We start from the raw sequence: 13,944 nt of genomic DNA, 5'->3' as shown, positions 1-13,944 counted from the left end.
CGACCGGCCGCCGGCGACGCCCGCTCTGGAGGCCGCCGGGCCGCGAGGCGTGGACTTCGTGGGCAGGGGCGACATCCTGGCCTCGGCCGCCGCCATCGACCGGGCCGATCTGTTCGTGGGTAACGATTCGGGGCTGATGCACGTCTCGGCGGCGCTGGGGCGTCCGACGCTGGGCCTGTTCGGTCCGACCGAATGGTGGCTGTATGGGCCGTGGGGACCCAAGACCCGCACGGCGGCGTCCAACGAAACGCGCGGCCAGTTCGCCCCCATCGAGGATTTGACCGTCGACCATGTGTTCGAGGCGGTGTTGGCCCTGCACGACGCCTATATCCCCGAGACGCCCGCCAAGCCTTGAAAAACCGGGGCTTCGGGCGCATATTGCCGACCCTGCGGGAAACGTGGCGGTCGCCGCGCCTTTCCGCTTATCAAAAAACACGCCTCTTCTGACCACATAAGGAAACGACGCCCATTCGCCGTCCCATGCAAGCGCCACCCGTGAAAGACGGGCCGCGTATGAACCAGGATATCCGCGCCCCTCGCGTTCTGCTCATCGACCAGAACGGCGAAAAACAAGGCGTCATGCCCACCTCCGCCGCGCTTGAAGCCGCCGAGGAAGCCGGGATGGATCTGGTCGAGATCGTCTCCACCTCCGAGCCGCCGGTGGCCAAGATCCTCGATTACGGCAAGCACCGTTTCCAGGAGCAGAAGAAGAAGGCCGAGCAGCGCAAGCGCCAGAAGGTCGTCGAACTGAAGGAAATCAAGCTTCGTCCGAACATCGACACCCACGACTATGAGGTGAAGGCCAAGGCCATGCACCGCTTCTTCGACGAGGGCGACAAGGTCAAGGTCACCCTGCGTTTCCGCGGTCGTGAAATGGCCCACCCCGAACTGGGCATGAAGCTGCTGAACAAGGTGCAGGCCGACTTCGACGAAATCGCCAAGGTCGAGTTCGCACCCAAGATGGAAGGCCGCCAGATGATCATGATCCTGGCCCCGCGCTGATCGCGATCCTTCGCTGAATACGAAACGCCCCGGTCGAAAGGCCGGGGCGTTTTTCTTTGCCGGAGAAACGGCTAAGCGAGTGCAATGACGAACGCCGATACGGTCGCTGCGCGCACCACCCCGCCCAAGCTGAAGACCCCCGCTCTGGCCGTGCTGTTCGCGGTGGTGTTCATCAATCTGGTCGGGTTCGGGCTGGTGGTGCCGCTGCTGCCGTTCTTCGCCCAGAGCCTGAAGGCCGAGGCGTGGCAGATCACCCTGATGTTCTCGGCCTATTCGCTGGGTCAGTTCTTCGCCGAGCCGTTCTGGGGGCGGCTGTCGGATCGGATCGGGCGAAAGCCCGTGCTGCTGATCACCCTGATCGCCAATGCGCTGGGTTATCTGATGCTGGCCTTCGTGCCCAATATCTGGCTGGCCATCGCGGTGCGGCTGTTCACCGGCCTGGGGGCCGGCAATATCTCGACGGTCCAGGGCTATGTGGCCGATGTGACGCCGCCGGAGCAGAGGGCGGGGCGGATGGGGCTGATCGGGGCGGCGTTCGGCCTGGGGTTCATCGTCGGGCCGGGGCTAGGCGGCCTGCTGACCCAGCCGCAGTTGGGTCATATCGGTTATCAGCTGCCGATCTTCCTGGCGGCGGCCCTGGCGGCCCTGGCCGCGGTCGGCGTGATTGTCTTTCTGCGCGAGAGCCGGGCCAAGGCCGATCCGGCGGCGCCGCGCGCGGCCTTCCTGTCGGGCCTGAAGGCCGCGCGCGACAATGACGTGGTGTCGCGGGTGCTGGTCGTGACCCTGATCTATATGGCCGGGTTTTCGGCGATGGAGAGCGTGTTCGGCCTGTGGGCCGAGAGCCGCTATCAATGGGGCGCGCGCGAGGTGGGGCTCAGCTTCATGATCGTGGGCATCATCTCGACATTGAACCAGGGCTTCTTCGCCGGGCGACTGGCGCGGCGGTTCGGGGAATCGCGGGTGCTGGCGGTGGGGATGCTGCTGTTCGGAACCTCGCTGGTGCTGCAGGTCCTGGCGCCCGTCGCCTGGTTCCCGGCGATGCGGCTGGAGCTTGAGGCCGTGTCGATCCCCCTGGTGCAGGGCTGGATCATTCCCATTGTCATGGCGGTGGGGGCGTGCGGCATGTCGCTGGCCATGCCCAACATTTCGGCCATGATCAGCCGGGCCTCGCCGCCCGACCGGCAGGGGGCGATGCTGGGGCTGAACATGGCCTCCAGCTCGGTGGCGCGCATCTTCGGGCCGATGATCGCCGGCGCCCTGTTCTCGGGCCTGGGGCACGACTGGCCCTTCCTGATCGGGGCCTTGCTGACCGTCCCCGCCGCCGTCATGGCGGTCAACGCCGGGCGGGCGATCCGGCGGGCGCAGGCGGCGGCCAAGCCGTTGAACTGACTCGTCTTGCGTCGGGGGGCGTCTTGGCGTAGAAGCCGCGCCTTCGCGTACCGAACCGTCGGGCGAACAGGCATGCCTGGGCGGTTCTTAAACTCTGGAGAGACACCTCACCTGGCGGGCACATGTGGTCCGAAGGGCGGCGGCCTCTCCAAAAAGGAGACTGAAATGCCGAAACTGAAGACGAAGTCGGGCGCCAAGAAGCGCTTCAAATTCACGGCCACCGGCAAGGTGAAGGCCGGCGTTGCGGGCAAGCGTCACCGCTTGATCAGCCACAACTCGAAATACATCCGCCAGAACCGCGGCACCGCCGTCATGGCCGACGCCGACGCCAAGAAGATCAAGTCCTACATGCCGTACGCCTGATCGGCGCGCTGCATAAAGACCATCTTCCGTATCGAATTTGAACAGACAGTCCCTCAAGCAGTGAGCCGCCGCGCGGCGAACGATAGGGACTTCCCGAAGGGAACAAAAAATGGCTCGCGTTAAACGTGGCGTAACCTCGCACGCCAAGCACAAGAAGGTTCTGGAGCAGGCCAAGGGCTTCTCCGGCCGCCGCAAGAATACCATCCGCACGGCCAAGGCCGCCGTCGACCGCGCCGGGCAATACGCCTATCGCGACCGTCGCGCCAAGAAGCGCAACTTCCGCGCCCTGTGGATCCAGCGCATCAACGCCGCCGCCCGCATCGAAGGCTTCACCTACAGCCAGTTCATCAACGGCCTGAACAAGGCCGGCATCGAACTGGACCGCAAGGTCCTGGCTGCGATCGCCGCCGATGCGACCGGCTTCAAGGCCGTCGCCGACAAGGTGCGCGCCGCCCTGGCCTAAGCCAGGTCATCGCGACGAAGATCAACGCCCGCTCCGGTCTCCGGGGCGGGCGTTTTCGTGTCTGGGCCCAAAGTCTCGCCACTCGCCGTCTTTCCGGGGCTGAGCGGAGCGATGAACCCGGAAGTCAGAGGCGCAGTCACGCAGCTAAACGCATTGGGCGTCGGAGATGGTCGCCTGGGTTCCGGGTTCGTCCTGCGGACGCCCCGGAATGACGATCTTCAGGCCGCCTGGGACAGGTCGGCGGCTTCGGCGGCGGCGGTCATCACCAGTCGGATGGCGTTCAGCAGGGCGTCGGGCTGGATCGGCTTTTGCGCCACCCCGTTCATGCCGGCGGCGACATAGTCCATCTCGTCGCGCTCGTCGGCGTTGGCGGTCAGGGCCAGGATGGGCAGGGCGCCGACGGGGGCGGGCAGGGCGCGGATGGCGCGGGTCGCCTGAACGCCGTCCATCACCGGCATCTTGATGTCCATCAGCACCAGGTCGAACGGGCGGTCGGCGACGGCGGCGACGGCCTCACGCCCGTTCTCGGCCATTTCGGCGGTGCAGCCGAACATCTCCAGCAGCTTTCCGGCGACGAAACGGTTGGCGGCGTTGTCGTCCACCACCAGCACATGCAGCGTGGGGTGCGGGGTGGGGGCGACCATGTCGAGCGTGGCGGCCTGGCCCTGGATGGCCGGGCGCAGCGGCAGCCGCACCTGGAACCGCGCGCCGCCCTGGGGCGATGCGCCGAGCGCGATGTCGCCGCCCATCCGCTCGGCGATCTGGCGGCAGATGGCCAGGCCCAGGCCCGCGCCGGCACCCTCGCGGCCCGCCTTTCCGGTGTTGAACGGCTCGAAGATGGTCGCGGCGGCGGCCTCGGGCACGCCGGGTCCGCTGTCGTCCACGGTCAGGATGACCTGGCCGTCCGCGCGGCTTTCGATCAGGGCCGAAACCCCGCCCGTCAGGGTGAATTTCAGCGCATTGCCGATCAGATTGTTCAGCAACTGCTTCAGCCGCATCCCGTCGGCCTGGACGAAGGGGACGGCCAGGTCGGTGCGGACGCTGAGCGTCAGGGCCTTTTCCTCGGCCCGCGCCCGCCACAGGGCGTCGATGTCGACGGCGACGGCCGACAGGTCCAGCGGCTCCTCCTCCAGCGTCAGCATTCCGGCCGAGGCGCGCGACATGTCCAGGGCGTCGGTCAGCAGGCGCAGCAGGCTCTGGCCCGAATCGATCACCGTGCGGACATAGGGGCGCAGTTCCTCCTGCTCCAGCTTCTTGTCCATCAGGGCGGCGACGCCCAGCACCCCGTTCAGGGGCGTGCGGATCTCGTGGCTCATCACCGCCAGGAATTCGGACTTGGCGCGGCTGGAGGCGACGGCCTCGGCCTCGGCCAGGGCCAGGTCGCGGGCCAGGGCGCCCATCTCCTCGGCGCGCTGGCGGTGCAGGGCCGCGCCCGCCTGAACGATCTGAAGCGCCGTGCCGACCCCGACATAGCGCCCGTTCGACACCACGATGAAGCCGCCCAGCAAGGCGCCCAGTTCGGCCGCGTCATAGGCATGGAAGAAGGTTTCGGCGCTGGTCGCGGCCTCGGCGACCGGCGCATTGCGGTCCATCAGGCTCTCGGCCGGCTTGCGGGCATAGAGGGCGCGTCCGAACTCGGCCGCCATCCGCAGGGTGAAGGCGTTGCGCTCGATGACGCCCAACGGACGGCCCTGGTCGTCGACCACGGCCAGGGCCAGGGTGTTCGGCTCGTTCTGGAACCGTTCGAACACCTCTGCGCCCAGGGTGGACGGCGCCACGGGCGCAATCAAATCGACGAAATCACCGATCAGCGGCATCAAGGTCCCCACCTGTTCCGCCATCGCCTTAGAGGCGGATATTTAACGCCAGCTTTGCGGTTCATGAACCTTTTGCGGCGGGCTTTCGACAGTCGATCCGTGGACGGATCGAAAAGCCGCATGGGGATAAATCCGCGTTCCCACGCCCCGGTTCAGTCGCTAGGTTTGGCCCATGATGCGCGCCCTGATCTGCGGCCTGGCGACGGCCCTCTTTCTCACCCAGGCGGCGATGGCGCAGGACCGGCGCGTCGCCGTCACCTTCGACGACCTGCCGTTCCAGGCGGACGCCGCCACGATGTGCGATCCCGACAGGGTGATGGCGATCACCCGCGATTTCACCGCCATGCTGAAGCCGCTGGACACCCATGCGACAGCCTTCGTCAATGCGGGCCGCCTGTGTGACGCGGAACGTGACGCCCTCCTGCCGCAGGTGCTGAGCGTCTGGCTGGATGCGGGGCTGGACCTGGGCAACCACACCTTCAGCCACATCAACATCCATCGCACGACGGCCGACGCCTATCTGGCCGACGTCGATGCGGGGGCGCCCGTCGTGCGCGCGGCGCTGGAGGCGCGGGGGATGCGTCTGCACTGGTTCCGCCATCCCTATCTGTTCACCGGCGAGACCCAGGACAAGCACGACGCCATCGCCGCCGGCCTGGCCCAGCGCGGCTATACGATCGCGCCCGTCACCCTGGACAACAACGACTGGATGTTCGCCGACGTCTATCGCAAGGCCGAGCAGATCGGCGACGAGGCGCTGAAGCAGCGGATCGGCGCGGCCTATGTGGCGCACATGGCGACGGTGCTGGACTTCCTGGAACCTTACAGCGCCGAGATCACCGGCGGGCGCGAACCGGCCCAGGTCCTGCTGCTGCACGCCAACAGCCTGAACCAGGCCTATTATCCGCAGATCCATGCGATCTATCTGGCGCGCGGCTATCGTTTCGTGCCGCTGGAGGACGCCCTGGCCGATCCGATCTATGCCCACGCGGACGCCTTCGTGGCGGCCAATGGCGTGTCCTGGCTGCACCGCTGGACCCAGACCGACGGCCGTCCGATCCGCTGGGAGCCCAAGCCGCCCGCCTGGATCGCGGCGGCCAATGCGGCCCCGGCGTCGGAGCTTCAGGCCATTGCGGCGGGCCAAACCGCGCCTTGAAGGGTGACGAAATCGCTCAGGCCCGCTAAGGCACGGCCCAAATGACCGATCTCGCCACACTCGAACTCGAACTGATCAACGCCATCGGCGGCGCCGAAACCGTCGCCAGCCTGGAAGAGGTGCGCGTCGCCGCTCTGGGCAAATCCGGCTCGGTTTCCGGCCTGTTGAAGGGCATGGGCGCCCTGAGCCCCGATCAGCGGCGCGAGCAGGGGCCGATCATCAACGGCCTGCGCGACCGGGTCGCCTCGGCCATCGCGGCCCGCAAGGCGAATTTGGAGGCCGCCGAACTGGATGCGCGGCTGCTGGCCGAGCGCATCGATCTGACCCTGCCCGCGCGGCCGCGTCGCAAGGGCGGCGTCCATCCCACCATGCAGGTGATGGACGAGATGATCGCCGTCTTCGCCGAGATGGGCTTTGCGGTCGCCGAAGGCCCGGACATCGAGGACGACTTCCACAACTTCACCGCCCTGAACTTCCCGCCCAAACACCCGGCGCGGGAGATGCACGACACCTTCTTCCTGAAGCCCGACCCGGAAACGGGTGAGCGCAAGGTGCTGCGCACCCACACCAGCCCGGTGCAGGTCCGCACCATGATGTCGCAGAAGCCGCCGATCCGCATCATCGCGCCGGGCCGCACCTTCCGTAAGGATTCGGACGCCACCCATACGCCCATGTTCCACCAGATCGAGGGTCTGGTGATCGACCGCGGCATCAATATGGGCCATCTGAAGACCACGCTTGAAATCTTCATCGCCCGCTTCTTCGAACTTGACGCGGTTCAGGCGCGCTTCCGGCCGCACCACTTCCCCTTCACCGAGCCGTCGGCGGAAATGGATATCCGGTGCGACCGCTCAGGCGGGAAACTGGTGTTCAACAGCGGCGACGACTGGCTGGAGATTCTGGGCTGCGGCATGGTGCATCCCAACGTGCTGATCAACTGCGGCCTGGACCCCGACGAATACCAGGGCTTCGCCTTCGGCATGGGCGTCGATCGTCTGGCCATGCTGAAATACGGCGTGCCGGACCTGCGCCCCATGTTCGAGGCCGACACCCGCTGGCTGGCCCACTACGGCTTCTCCGCCTTCGCCGCCCCCAACCCGGCCTCGGGCCTGAGCTGAACGAGTTTCAAGATGACCGATCAAACCGAAACGCCGATGTCGCCGGACGAGAAGTTCGGCCGCGAGCTGGTGGCGCGCACGACCTTTGAGAAAGAGGCCGTGTGGCTGCCGTCTCTGGCCGTGCATCACATGAATGCGGGCAAGACCTTCATCGAGGACAAGATCTTCACCGAATGCCTGATCGAGGGGCCTGCCGTCATGGCGGTCATGAACGGCACGACGTTCGACGGCTGCAACATGGGTGTGGCCGGAAACCCGCGCACCCTGCTGCTGCAGCCCCTGGGCGACATGATCGCGGGCGTGGTGGGGATGTCCAACTGCCGTTTCGTGCGTTGCCGCTTCGTCCAGGTGGGCTTCACCGGATCGCCGGAACTGCTGAAGCAGATCGAAGAAAACCTGCTCAGCGCCCAGGCGGCCCAGGCATGAGCCGCCTGCCGATCACCCGCCCCATGAGCGTCGCCAAGTCGCTGACGCAAACGGATTTCGTCGATGTCGACATCAATCTGTACGACCTCTATGCCGCCCACCAGCAACAGGGGGCAATCGTCGGACGAACCTTCACCGGGTGCCGGCTTCAGGGGCCGGCCATCGTCCTGATCGGCGGCGGCACGACGTTCGAGGAAACCAACTTCGGCGACTCGCGCGGCGGGATGAAGAACCTGCTGCTTCAGCCGATGGGCGACAAGGCGTTGGGCACTGTGCCCATGCATGACTGCACCTTTGTCGGGTGCGAGTTCTATAACGTCGGCTTCACCGGCGCGAAGGACATCCTGGAACAGTTGGCGGCCGTGCCGACCGTGGCGGGCCCGAACGCAGGATCGGCGGCATGAAGTTCACCCTGTCCTGGCTGAAGGACCACCTCGAGACCGAGGCGGACGTTCATCAGATCGCCGAGGCCATGACGATGGCGGGGCTGGAGGTCGAGGAGGTTCTCGATCCCGCCGCCAAACTGGCGCCCTTCACTGTGGCCAGGATCGTTTCGGCCGAGCGTCACCCCAACGCCGACCGCCTTCAGGTCTGTCAGGTCGAGACGGTCGACGGGATGAAGGAGATCGTCTGCGGCGCGCCGAACGCGCGGGCAGGACTGACCACCATCTACGCCCCCATCGGCGCCTATGTGCCGGGCCTGGGCGTGACCCTGGTCGAGAAGCCGGTGCGCGGCGTGGTGTCCAATGGGATGCTGTGTTCGGCGTCCGAGCTGGAGCTGGCTGACGAGAGCGACGGCATTCAGGAACTGCCGCCGGAAATCCCGGTGGGAACCCCGGTCGCCGGCCTGTTCGGCGCCGAACCCGTCATCGATTTCGAGGTCACGCCGAACCGTCCCGACTGGCTGGGCGTGACCGGCATCGCCCGCGATCTGGCCGCCGCCAGCGTGGGCAAGCTGAAGCATTTCGACATCGCCGTGGTGCGCGGCGCCTTCCCCTCGCCGATCTCGGTGCGGCTGGAGGCGCCCGAGATGTGTCCGGTCTTCGCCGGTCGCGTGATCCGGGGCGTCAAGAACGGCCCGTCGCCCGCCTGGCTGCAGAAGCGTCTGACCGCCATCGGCCTGCGCTCGATCAACCGGCTGGTCGATGTGACCAATCTGATCACCTACGACCGCGCGCGGCCGCTGCACGTCTATGACCTGGCCAAGCTGTCGGGGACCGAAATCGTGGTGCGCGCGGGTCAGGTCTCGGCCGAGACGGGCGAGCCCGAGCATCTGATCGCCCTGGACGGCAAGACCTATGCGGTGTCGCCGGCCGACTGCGTCATCGCCGATGCGGGCGGCGAGCGGCCCATCGGCCTGGGCGGCGTCATGGGCGGGGAATCGACCGGCTGCGACGACGACACGACCGACGTCTTCCTGGAAAGCGCCTGGTTCGATCCGTTGGTCATCGCCCAGATGGGCCGAACCCTGGGCATTCATTCCGACGCCCAGTACCGGTTCGCGCGCGGCGTGGACCCGGTCTCGCTCACGCCGGGGGTGGAGCTGGGAACCCGCCTGATCCTGGACCTGTGCGGCGGCGAGCCGTCCGACATCGTCTTCGTGGGCGAACCGCCCGCCAACCCCGCGCCCTTCGCCTTCGACCCCGCCCATGTGAAGCGGCTGACGGGCATGGATCTGGCGGACGACCGGATCGGGACCATCCTGGGCCAACTGGGCTTCCTGGTGCAGGCCGCCCCCGCCGGGCAGGCCGAATCGTGGGTGGTCACTCCGCCGTCGTGGCGCCGCGATGTCGAAGGCCCGGCCGATCTGGTCGAGGAGGTCGCACGGATCGAAGGCTTCGACAGCCTGCCCGACGTGGCCCTGCCGCCGGTCGCCGTTCCGGCGGGGGGGGTGCTGAACCCGCGCCAGGCCCGCGTCCGCACCGCCCGCCGCGCCCTGGCGTCGCTGGGATACGCCGAGGCCGTCACCTGGTCCTTCACCAAACAGTCGACCGCCGTGCTGTTCGGCGGCGGCGATGACCGTCTGGTGCTGGAGAACCCCATCGCCGCCGATCTGGACTGCATGCGCCCCTCGGTGCTGCCGAACCTGATCCAGGCCGCCGCCCGCAACGCCGCGCGCGGCTTCCCCGACGCCGCCCTGTTCGAGATCGGCCCCATCTATCTGGGCGATGGGCCCAAGGATCAGCGCACGGTCATCGCCGGCCTGATCGCCCCCCACGCCGCCCGGCATTGGGAGGGCACGGGCGAGACCCCGCTGTTCGCGCTGAAAGGCGATCTGAACGCGGTGCTGGAGGAGATCGGCGCGCCGGTCGCCTCGCTGCAGCTGGTTCAGGGCCAGAACCGCGACTGGTGGCACCCCGGCCGTTCGGCCCGGCTGCAACTGGGTCCGAAGAATGTGATGGTCGAGTTCGGCGAACTGCATCCTCGCATCCTGAAGGCGCTGGATGCGGACTGCCCCATGGTCGCCTTCGAGATCGTGCTGGACAATGTGCCCGAACCGCGCGGCAAATCCGGCAAGGCGCGCGGGTCCGCCGACCTGTCGGCCTTCATGCCCCTGACCCGCGACTTCGCCTTCGTGGTCGAGGACGCCAAGCCGGCGGGCGATCTGGTTCGGGCCGCCGGCGGCGCCGATAAGGCCCTGATCGCCGATGTCCGCGTCTTCGACGTCTATCGCGGCAAGGGCGTGGAAGACGGCTTCAAGTCCGTCGCCCTGGAGGTCGTCCTCCAACCCCGCGACGCCACCCTGACCGACGCCGAGATCGAGGCCCTGACCGCCAAGGTCGTGGCGGCGGTGGAAAAGCAGGGCGGCAAGCTGCGGGCCTGATCGTCAGAGCGACTTCCAGGCGCCAGGCTCGGAAGCCGCTTTCGGCGTTTGACGACTTCAATCGACGGGCGTCATGTCGATGTAATCGAAGCGCGCGGTTCGGCGCTCGATATCATGCCGTCGATCATGGCCGGAGCTCCAGCAACAGACCGAGAGCCAGGGCCGTCATCATCAGGCCGGTGACGGCGTCCAACGCCCGCCAGGCGATGGGTTGGGCGAACACGGGCGTCAGAAGGCGTGCGCCGAAGCCGATGGCCGCGAACCAGATGAAGGAGAAGGTCGCGGCGCCGAGCACGAAGTACGGCCACTCCCGTTTCGGCAATGCTGATCCCACCGCGCCCATAAGCATCACCGTGTCGATATAGACATGCGGATTCAGAAGGGTGAAACCAGCGGTCGCGGCGATGGCGGCCCCGAGGGACAGGGGCGCGGCGCCTGAGATGATGAGTTTGGAGCGCCTCAAGGCGCGGCCGAAGGCCCCGAAAGCGTACCAGAGCAGAAAGGCCGCCCCTCCCAGGCTGAAGGCGACGGTCAGACCGGGAACAAGCGCCAACATGGCCCCCAGGCCATAGACGCCCGCGAATACGAGCGCGGAATCGCACGCCGCGCAGAACAGGACGATGAGGCCGACGTGTTTACGTCGCAGACCCTGGCGCAGCACGAACATATTCTGCGCGCCGATGGAGACGATCAGGCCCGCCGACATGGCCAGGCCCTTCATCAGGGGAGGAAGAAAGAACACGGTCATGACGGCGCAATGCCATCTGGTGTCGATGTAGACGAGCTAATCCTGCTTACTCTAGATTAGTCGACCTAATGTTGGACTATTCCGCCCTTGCCGCCTTGGCGGCCGTTCTCCGCACCGGCGCCTTCGACGCCGCCGCCGAACGGCTGGCTGTCACGCCGTCTGCGGTGTCGCAGCGGATCAAGGGGCTTGAGGAGCGTCTCGGCCTGCCTCTGATCGTCCGATCCGCGCCGTGTCGGCCAACGGACGCGGGCGTACGCCTGGTGGCGCATTTCGATCAGGTGTCGCTGCTGGAGCATGATCTGCTGCAAGAGGGGGCGCCGTGGGCCGCAGCATTCGGCGGGCCGCGTCCGACCGTCAGGCTGGCCGTCAACTCGGACAGTCTGGCCACCTGGATCCCTGCCGCCGTCGCCCGTTTCTCTACCTCGGCCGCGGTCACCCTGGCGCTGGTGCTGGACGACGAAAACCACACGGCCGAGCGACTGCGGACGGGCGAAGTCATCGCGGCGGTGACCACGATCGGCAAAGCGGCGCCGGGATGCCGCGTCGCGCCATTGGGGCGGATGCGTTACGTGGCGACGGCTTCGCCGGATTTTGCAAGGCGGTGGTTCGCCGACGGCGTGACGGAGGCGGCCCTGAGCCAGGCGCCCGTCCTGCGGTTCGACCAGGATGACCACCTGCAGGATCGGTGGGCGGCGGATGTCGTTGGTCGCGGTGTGTCGGGGCCCACATACTGGGCGCCATCGACGCAAGGGATGCTGGACCTGACCCTTGCCGGGGTCGCCTGGTCCCTGACGCCCGAAAAGATCGCGACGCCCCTGGCCGCGTCCGGGCGCCTGATCCAGCTGAAGCCCGAGGCGTCGCTGGACGTGCCCCTGTTCTGGCAACATCAGCGGATCGCCTCGCAAACGCTCGAAGGCCTGACCCGCGCGGTGCGTGAAGAGACCTCGCACTGGCTGATCTGACTCAGGAGGCCCGAGACCCTGCCGTCCGGTAAGTCCCCGTTAACCTTGAAGCCGCAAGGCTGCCGCAAAGGTCGGGGACGGTGGCGTCAAGTTCGGCGCCTCAGCCGGCCGTCCTCTCGCCGTCTTCCGGAGCGCCCCTCATGCATCGTCGCCAACTGATTCTGTCCGGCCTGGCCACCACCGCCGGGGCGTCGTCCCTGGGCGCCTGCGCCACCGCGCCGGCGCGCGATCCCAACTATCCCATCGCCTCGGACCAGACGGCCCAGGCCTACAGCTTCGACGAACTGGTGGCGGCGGGCTCGCGTGAGCTGGGCATCGCGGCCGAGGTCGTGGGCGGCGCCATCGAGCGCGTCTTCGCCGACCAGGGCGACCGCCCGACCGCCTATATCGCGGGCGAGGAAGGCTCCGGCGCCGTGGTCGTGGGCGCGCGTTACGGACGCGGCGCCCTGCATATGAAGGACCTGTCGGCCTCGCAGGAGGTGTTCTGGCAGGGCGCCTCGGTGGGCTGGGACTGGGGCGGCAACGCCAGCCGGGTCTTCACCCTGGTCTATGGCCTGTACCACCCCGACATGATCTATCGTCGCTATCCCGGCATCGAGGGGTCGGCCTATCTGGTGGCGGGCCTGGGCGTGAACTATCAGCGCGCCGACGGCATCGTGCTGGCCCCCATCCGCACCGGCGTCGGCCTGCGCCTGGGCGCCAATGTCGGCACCATGAGCTACAGCCGCCAGCGCAACCTGCTGCCGTTCTGAGCCGGCTTGCCGTCCGTCATCCTCGGGCCTGACCAGAGGACCGGGCGTCGGTCGGACTGTGCATCGCGTTCTCGCAAGAGCGGCGGATCATCCGATCCTCGGGTCAAGCCCGAGGATGACGACGGCTTGGGGTTGAATGTCGATTGGTCCTAACTGACCAACCGCAACGGCGGCGGCATATCCAGCAACTCAGCCAGACCCTCGCGCCAGGTCGGATAGGCGGGCCGCCAGCCCAGTTCGGCCTTGGCCCGGGCGTTGGAGACGCGCTTGGAGTCCAGATAGAAGCGGCGCATGGCCTCGCTGACGCTGTCGTCGGTCCAGTCGACCTCGGGCGGGCGGGGCAGGCCCATGCGGTCCGCCGCCCATGCCATCACCACATCGGCGGGCGCGGGCGCGTCGTCGGTCAGATTGTAGGCGGCCCCCGGTCGCGGACGGGCCATCGAGGCGAACAGGCCCGAGACGATGTCGTCGATATGGATGCGGTTGAAGACCTGGCCGGACTTTCTGACCAGCCGGGCCGAGCCGTCGCGCAACCGCTCCACCACATTGCGGCCGGGGCCGTAGAAGCCGGGCAGGCGGAAAACCTGCACGGTCAGGCCCATGCCCTGCGCCCCGTCCAGCCAGTCCCGTTCGGCCCGGACGCGGCGCGCGCCTTCCAGATTGGCGGCGTTCAGCGGGCCGTCCTCGAACACCCAGCCGCCCGCCCGGTCTCCATAGACGGCGGTGGAGGAGATATAGCCGATCCAGTCGGGCCAGGCGTCGCCGGCCAGCGGCCCCAAAGCGCGCAGGGCGGGACAGCCGTGGGCGTCGGGCGCGGCGGTGATCACAACGGCGCCGGCGGTCTCCAGCGCGGTCTTCAGGGCGGCGGCGTCGCCGGGATCCAGCGCAGCGATCCCCTCGGCTTCCAGCGCCCGGCGCCGTTCG

At 67.6% G+C, this 13,944-nt stretch carries 15 protein-coding genes; 12 read left to right on the top strand and 3 right to left on the bottom strand.

The genetic code is table 11. The annotated features are described in order from the left end of the window. The 5 genes from RTU05_RS13620 to rplT all read left to right on the top strand — a co-directional run. The coding region (locus tag RTU05_RS13620; protein ID WP_312598901.1) for a glycosyltransferase family 9 protein at positions 1-355 on the top strand (355 nt) is incomplete at its 5' end. 125 nt (positions 356-480) lie between these two features. Then, entirely contained in the window at positions 481-1,002 is a 522-nt protein-coding gene (gene infC, locus RTU05_RS13615; RefSeq protein WP_026108595.1) for a translation initiation factor IF-3, read from the top strand. Between the two features lie 84 nt (positions 1,003-1,086). Beyond that, positions 1,087-2,391: an MFS transporter gene (locus tag RTU05_RS13610; RefSeq protein ID WP_312598900.1), complete on the top strand. Its 1,305-nt coding sequence runs from the start codon at positions 1,087-1,089 to the stop codon at positions 2,389-2,391. 165 nt (positions 2,392-2,556) lie between these two features. Continuing rightward, a complete protein-coding gene (gene rpmI / locus RTU05_RS13605; RefSeq protein WP_291536551.1) occupies positions 2,557-2,754 on the top strand; it encodes a 50S ribosomal protein L35 in 198 nt (65 codons plus the stop codon). Between the two features lie 109 nt (positions 2,755-2,863). Beyond that, positions 2,864-3,217, top strand: a complete 354-nt coding sequence (gene rplT, locus RTU05_RS13600; protein WP_087121350.1) for a 50S ribosomal protein L20 — start codon at positions 2,864-2,866, stop codon at positions 3,215-3,217. A 218-nt stretch (positions 3,218-3,435) separates the two neighbouring features. Here rplT and RTU05_RS13595 read toward each other — a convergent pair whose 3' ends face one another. Then, positions 3,436-5,034, bottom strand: coding sequence for an ATP-binding protein (locus tag RTU05_RS13595; protein WP_312598902.1), 1,599 nt, complete (start codon positions 5,032-5,034; stop codon positions 3,436-3,438). Between the two features lie 172 nt (positions 5,035-5,206). Here RTU05_RS13595 and RTU05_RS13590 point away from each other — a divergent pair, with 172 nt between their 5' ends. Genes RTU05_RS13590 through pheT form a run of 5 tightly spaced genes read left to right on the top strand, consistent with a single transcriptional unit; the run spans position 5,207 to position 10,558 of the window. After that, positions 5,207-6,190 carry a polysaccharide deacetylase family protein gene (locus RTU05_RS13590; protein ID WP_312598899.1) on the top strand — a complete coding sequence of 328 codons (984 nt, stop codon included), beginning with the start codon at positions 5,207-5,209 and terminating at the stop codon, positions 6,188-6,190. A 41-nt stretch (positions 6,191-6,231) separates the two neighbouring features. Further along, a complete protein-coding gene (gene pheS, locus RTU05_RS13585; RefSeq protein ID WP_312598898.1) occupies positions 6,232-7,308 on the top strand; it encodes a phenylalanine--tRNA ligase subunit alpha in 1,077 nt (358 codons plus the stop codon). A 12-nt stretch (positions 7,309-7,320) separates the two neighbouring features. Further along, on the top strand, positions 7,321-7,734 hold the full coding sequence (locus RTU05_RS13580) for a hypothetical protein (RefSeq protein ID WP_312598897.1): 414 nt from the start codon (positions 7,321-7,323) through the stop codon (positions 7,732-7,734). Beyond that, the gene (locus RTU05_RS13575; protein ID WP_312598896.1) at positions 7,731-8,138 is read left to right on the top strand and encodes a hypothetical protein; all 408 of its coding nucleotides are present in this window, start codon (positions 7,731-7,733) and stop codon (positions 8,136-8,138) included. Before RTU05_RS13580 ends, RTU05_RS13575 begins: the two co-directional genes overlap by 4 nt. Further along, positions 8,135-10,558 (top strand): phenylalanine--tRNA ligase subunit beta, encoded by a 2,424-nt coding sequence (pheT, locus tag RTU05_RS13570; RefSeq protein ID WP_312598895.1) that lies wholly within the window; start codon positions 8,135-8,137, stop codon positions 10,556-10,558. Before RTU05_RS13575 ends, pheT begins: the two co-directional genes overlap by 4 nt. A gap of 124 nt (positions 10,559-10,682) precedes the next feature. Here the strand turns inward: pheT and RTU05_RS13565 are convergent, their stop codons facing one another. Further along, a complete protein-coding gene (locus RTU05_RS13565; protein WP_312598894.1) occupies positions 10,683-11,306 on the bottom strand; it encodes a LysE family transporter in 624 nt (207 codons plus the stop codon). 68 nt (positions 11,307-11,374) lie between these two features. Here RTU05_RS13565 and RTU05_RS13560 point away from each other — a divergent pair, with 68 nt between their 5' ends. Continuing rightward, on the top strand, positions 11,375-12,268 hold the full coding sequence (locus RTU05_RS13560; RefSeq protein WP_312598893.1) for a LysR family transcriptional regulator ArgP: 894 nt from the start codon (positions 11,375-11,377) through the stop codon (positions 12,266-12,268). A 140-nt stretch (positions 12,269-12,408) separates the two neighbouring features. Next, positions 12,409-13,020: a DUF1134 domain-containing protein gene (locus tag RTU05_RS13555; protein WP_312598892.1), complete on the top strand. Its 612-nt coding sequence runs from the start codon at positions 12,409-12,411 to the stop codon at positions 13,018-13,020. 149 nt (positions 13,021-13,169) lie between these two features. Here the strand turns inward: RTU05_RS13555 and RTU05_RS13550 are convergent. Continuing rightward, positions 13,170-13,944 (bottom strand): SDR family NAD(P)-dependent oxidoreductase (locus RTU05_RS13550; protein ID WP_312598891.1); only part of this gene is annotated, 775 nt, incomplete at its 5' end.

The organism is Brevundimonas sp., assembly GCF_032017145.1.
Classification (GTDB): Bacteria; Pseudomonadota; Alphaproteobacteria; order Caulobacterales; family Caulobacteraceae; genus Brevundimonas.
Note: the sequence above shows the minus strand (reverse complement) of the source record. Positions and strands in the feature narration are given on the sequence as shown.

Excerpts from the sequence above, each read along its gene's own strand:
- rpmI (WP_291536551.1), top strand. The coding sequence starts at position 2,557 with ATGCCGAAACTGAAGACGAAGTCGGGCGCCAAGAAGCGCTTCAAATTC.
- RTU05_RS13560 (WP_312598893.1), top strand. The coding sequence starts at position 11,375 with ATGTTGGACTATTCCGCCCTTGCCGCCTTGGCGGCCGTTCTCCGCACC.
- RTU05_RS13565 (WP_312598894.1), bottom strand. The coding sequence starts at position 11,306 with ATGACCGTGTTCTTTCTTCCTCCCCTGATGAAGGGCCTGGCCATGTCG.
- RTU05_RS13590 (WP_312598899.1), top strand. The coding sequence starts at position 5,207 with ATGATGCGCGCCCTGATCTGCGGCCTGGCGACGGCCCTCTTTCTCACC.
- RTU05_RS13555 (WP_312598892.1), top strand. The coding sequence starts at position 12,409 with ATGCATCGTCGCCAACTGATTCTGTCCGGCCTGGCCACCACCGCCGGG.
- RTU05_RS13575 (WP_312598896.1), top strand. The coding sequence starts at position 7,731 with ATGAGCCGCCTGCCGATCACCCGCCCCATGAGCGTCGCCAAGTCGCTG.
- RTU05_RS13610 (WP_312598900.1), top strand. The coding sequence starts at position 1,087 with ATGACGAACGCCGATACGGTCGCTGCGCGCACCACCCCGCCCAAGCTG.
- RTU05_RS13580 (WP_312598897.1), top strand. The coding sequence starts at position 7,321 with ATGACCGATCAAACCGAAACGCCGATGTCGCCGGACGAGAAGTTCGGC.
- RTU05_RS13595 (WP_312598902.1), bottom strand. The coding sequence starts at position 5,034 with ATGCCGCTGATCGGTGATTTCGTCGATTTGATTGCGCCCGTGGCGCCG.
- rplT (WP_087121350.1), top strand. The coding sequence starts at position 2,864 with ATGGCTCGCGTTAAACGTGGCGTAACCTCGCACGCCAAGCACAAGAAG.
- pheS (WP_312598898.1), top strand. The coding sequence starts at position 6,232 with ATGACCGATCTCGCCACACTCGAACTCGAACTGATCAACGCCATCGGC.
- infC (WP_026108595.1), top strand. The coding sequence starts at position 481 with ATGCAAGCGCCACCCGTGAAAGACGGGCCGCGTATGAACCAGGATATC.
- pheT (WP_312598895.1), top strand. The coding sequence starts at position 8,135 with ATGAAGTTCACCCTGTCCTGGCTGAAGGACCACCTCGAGACCGAGGCG.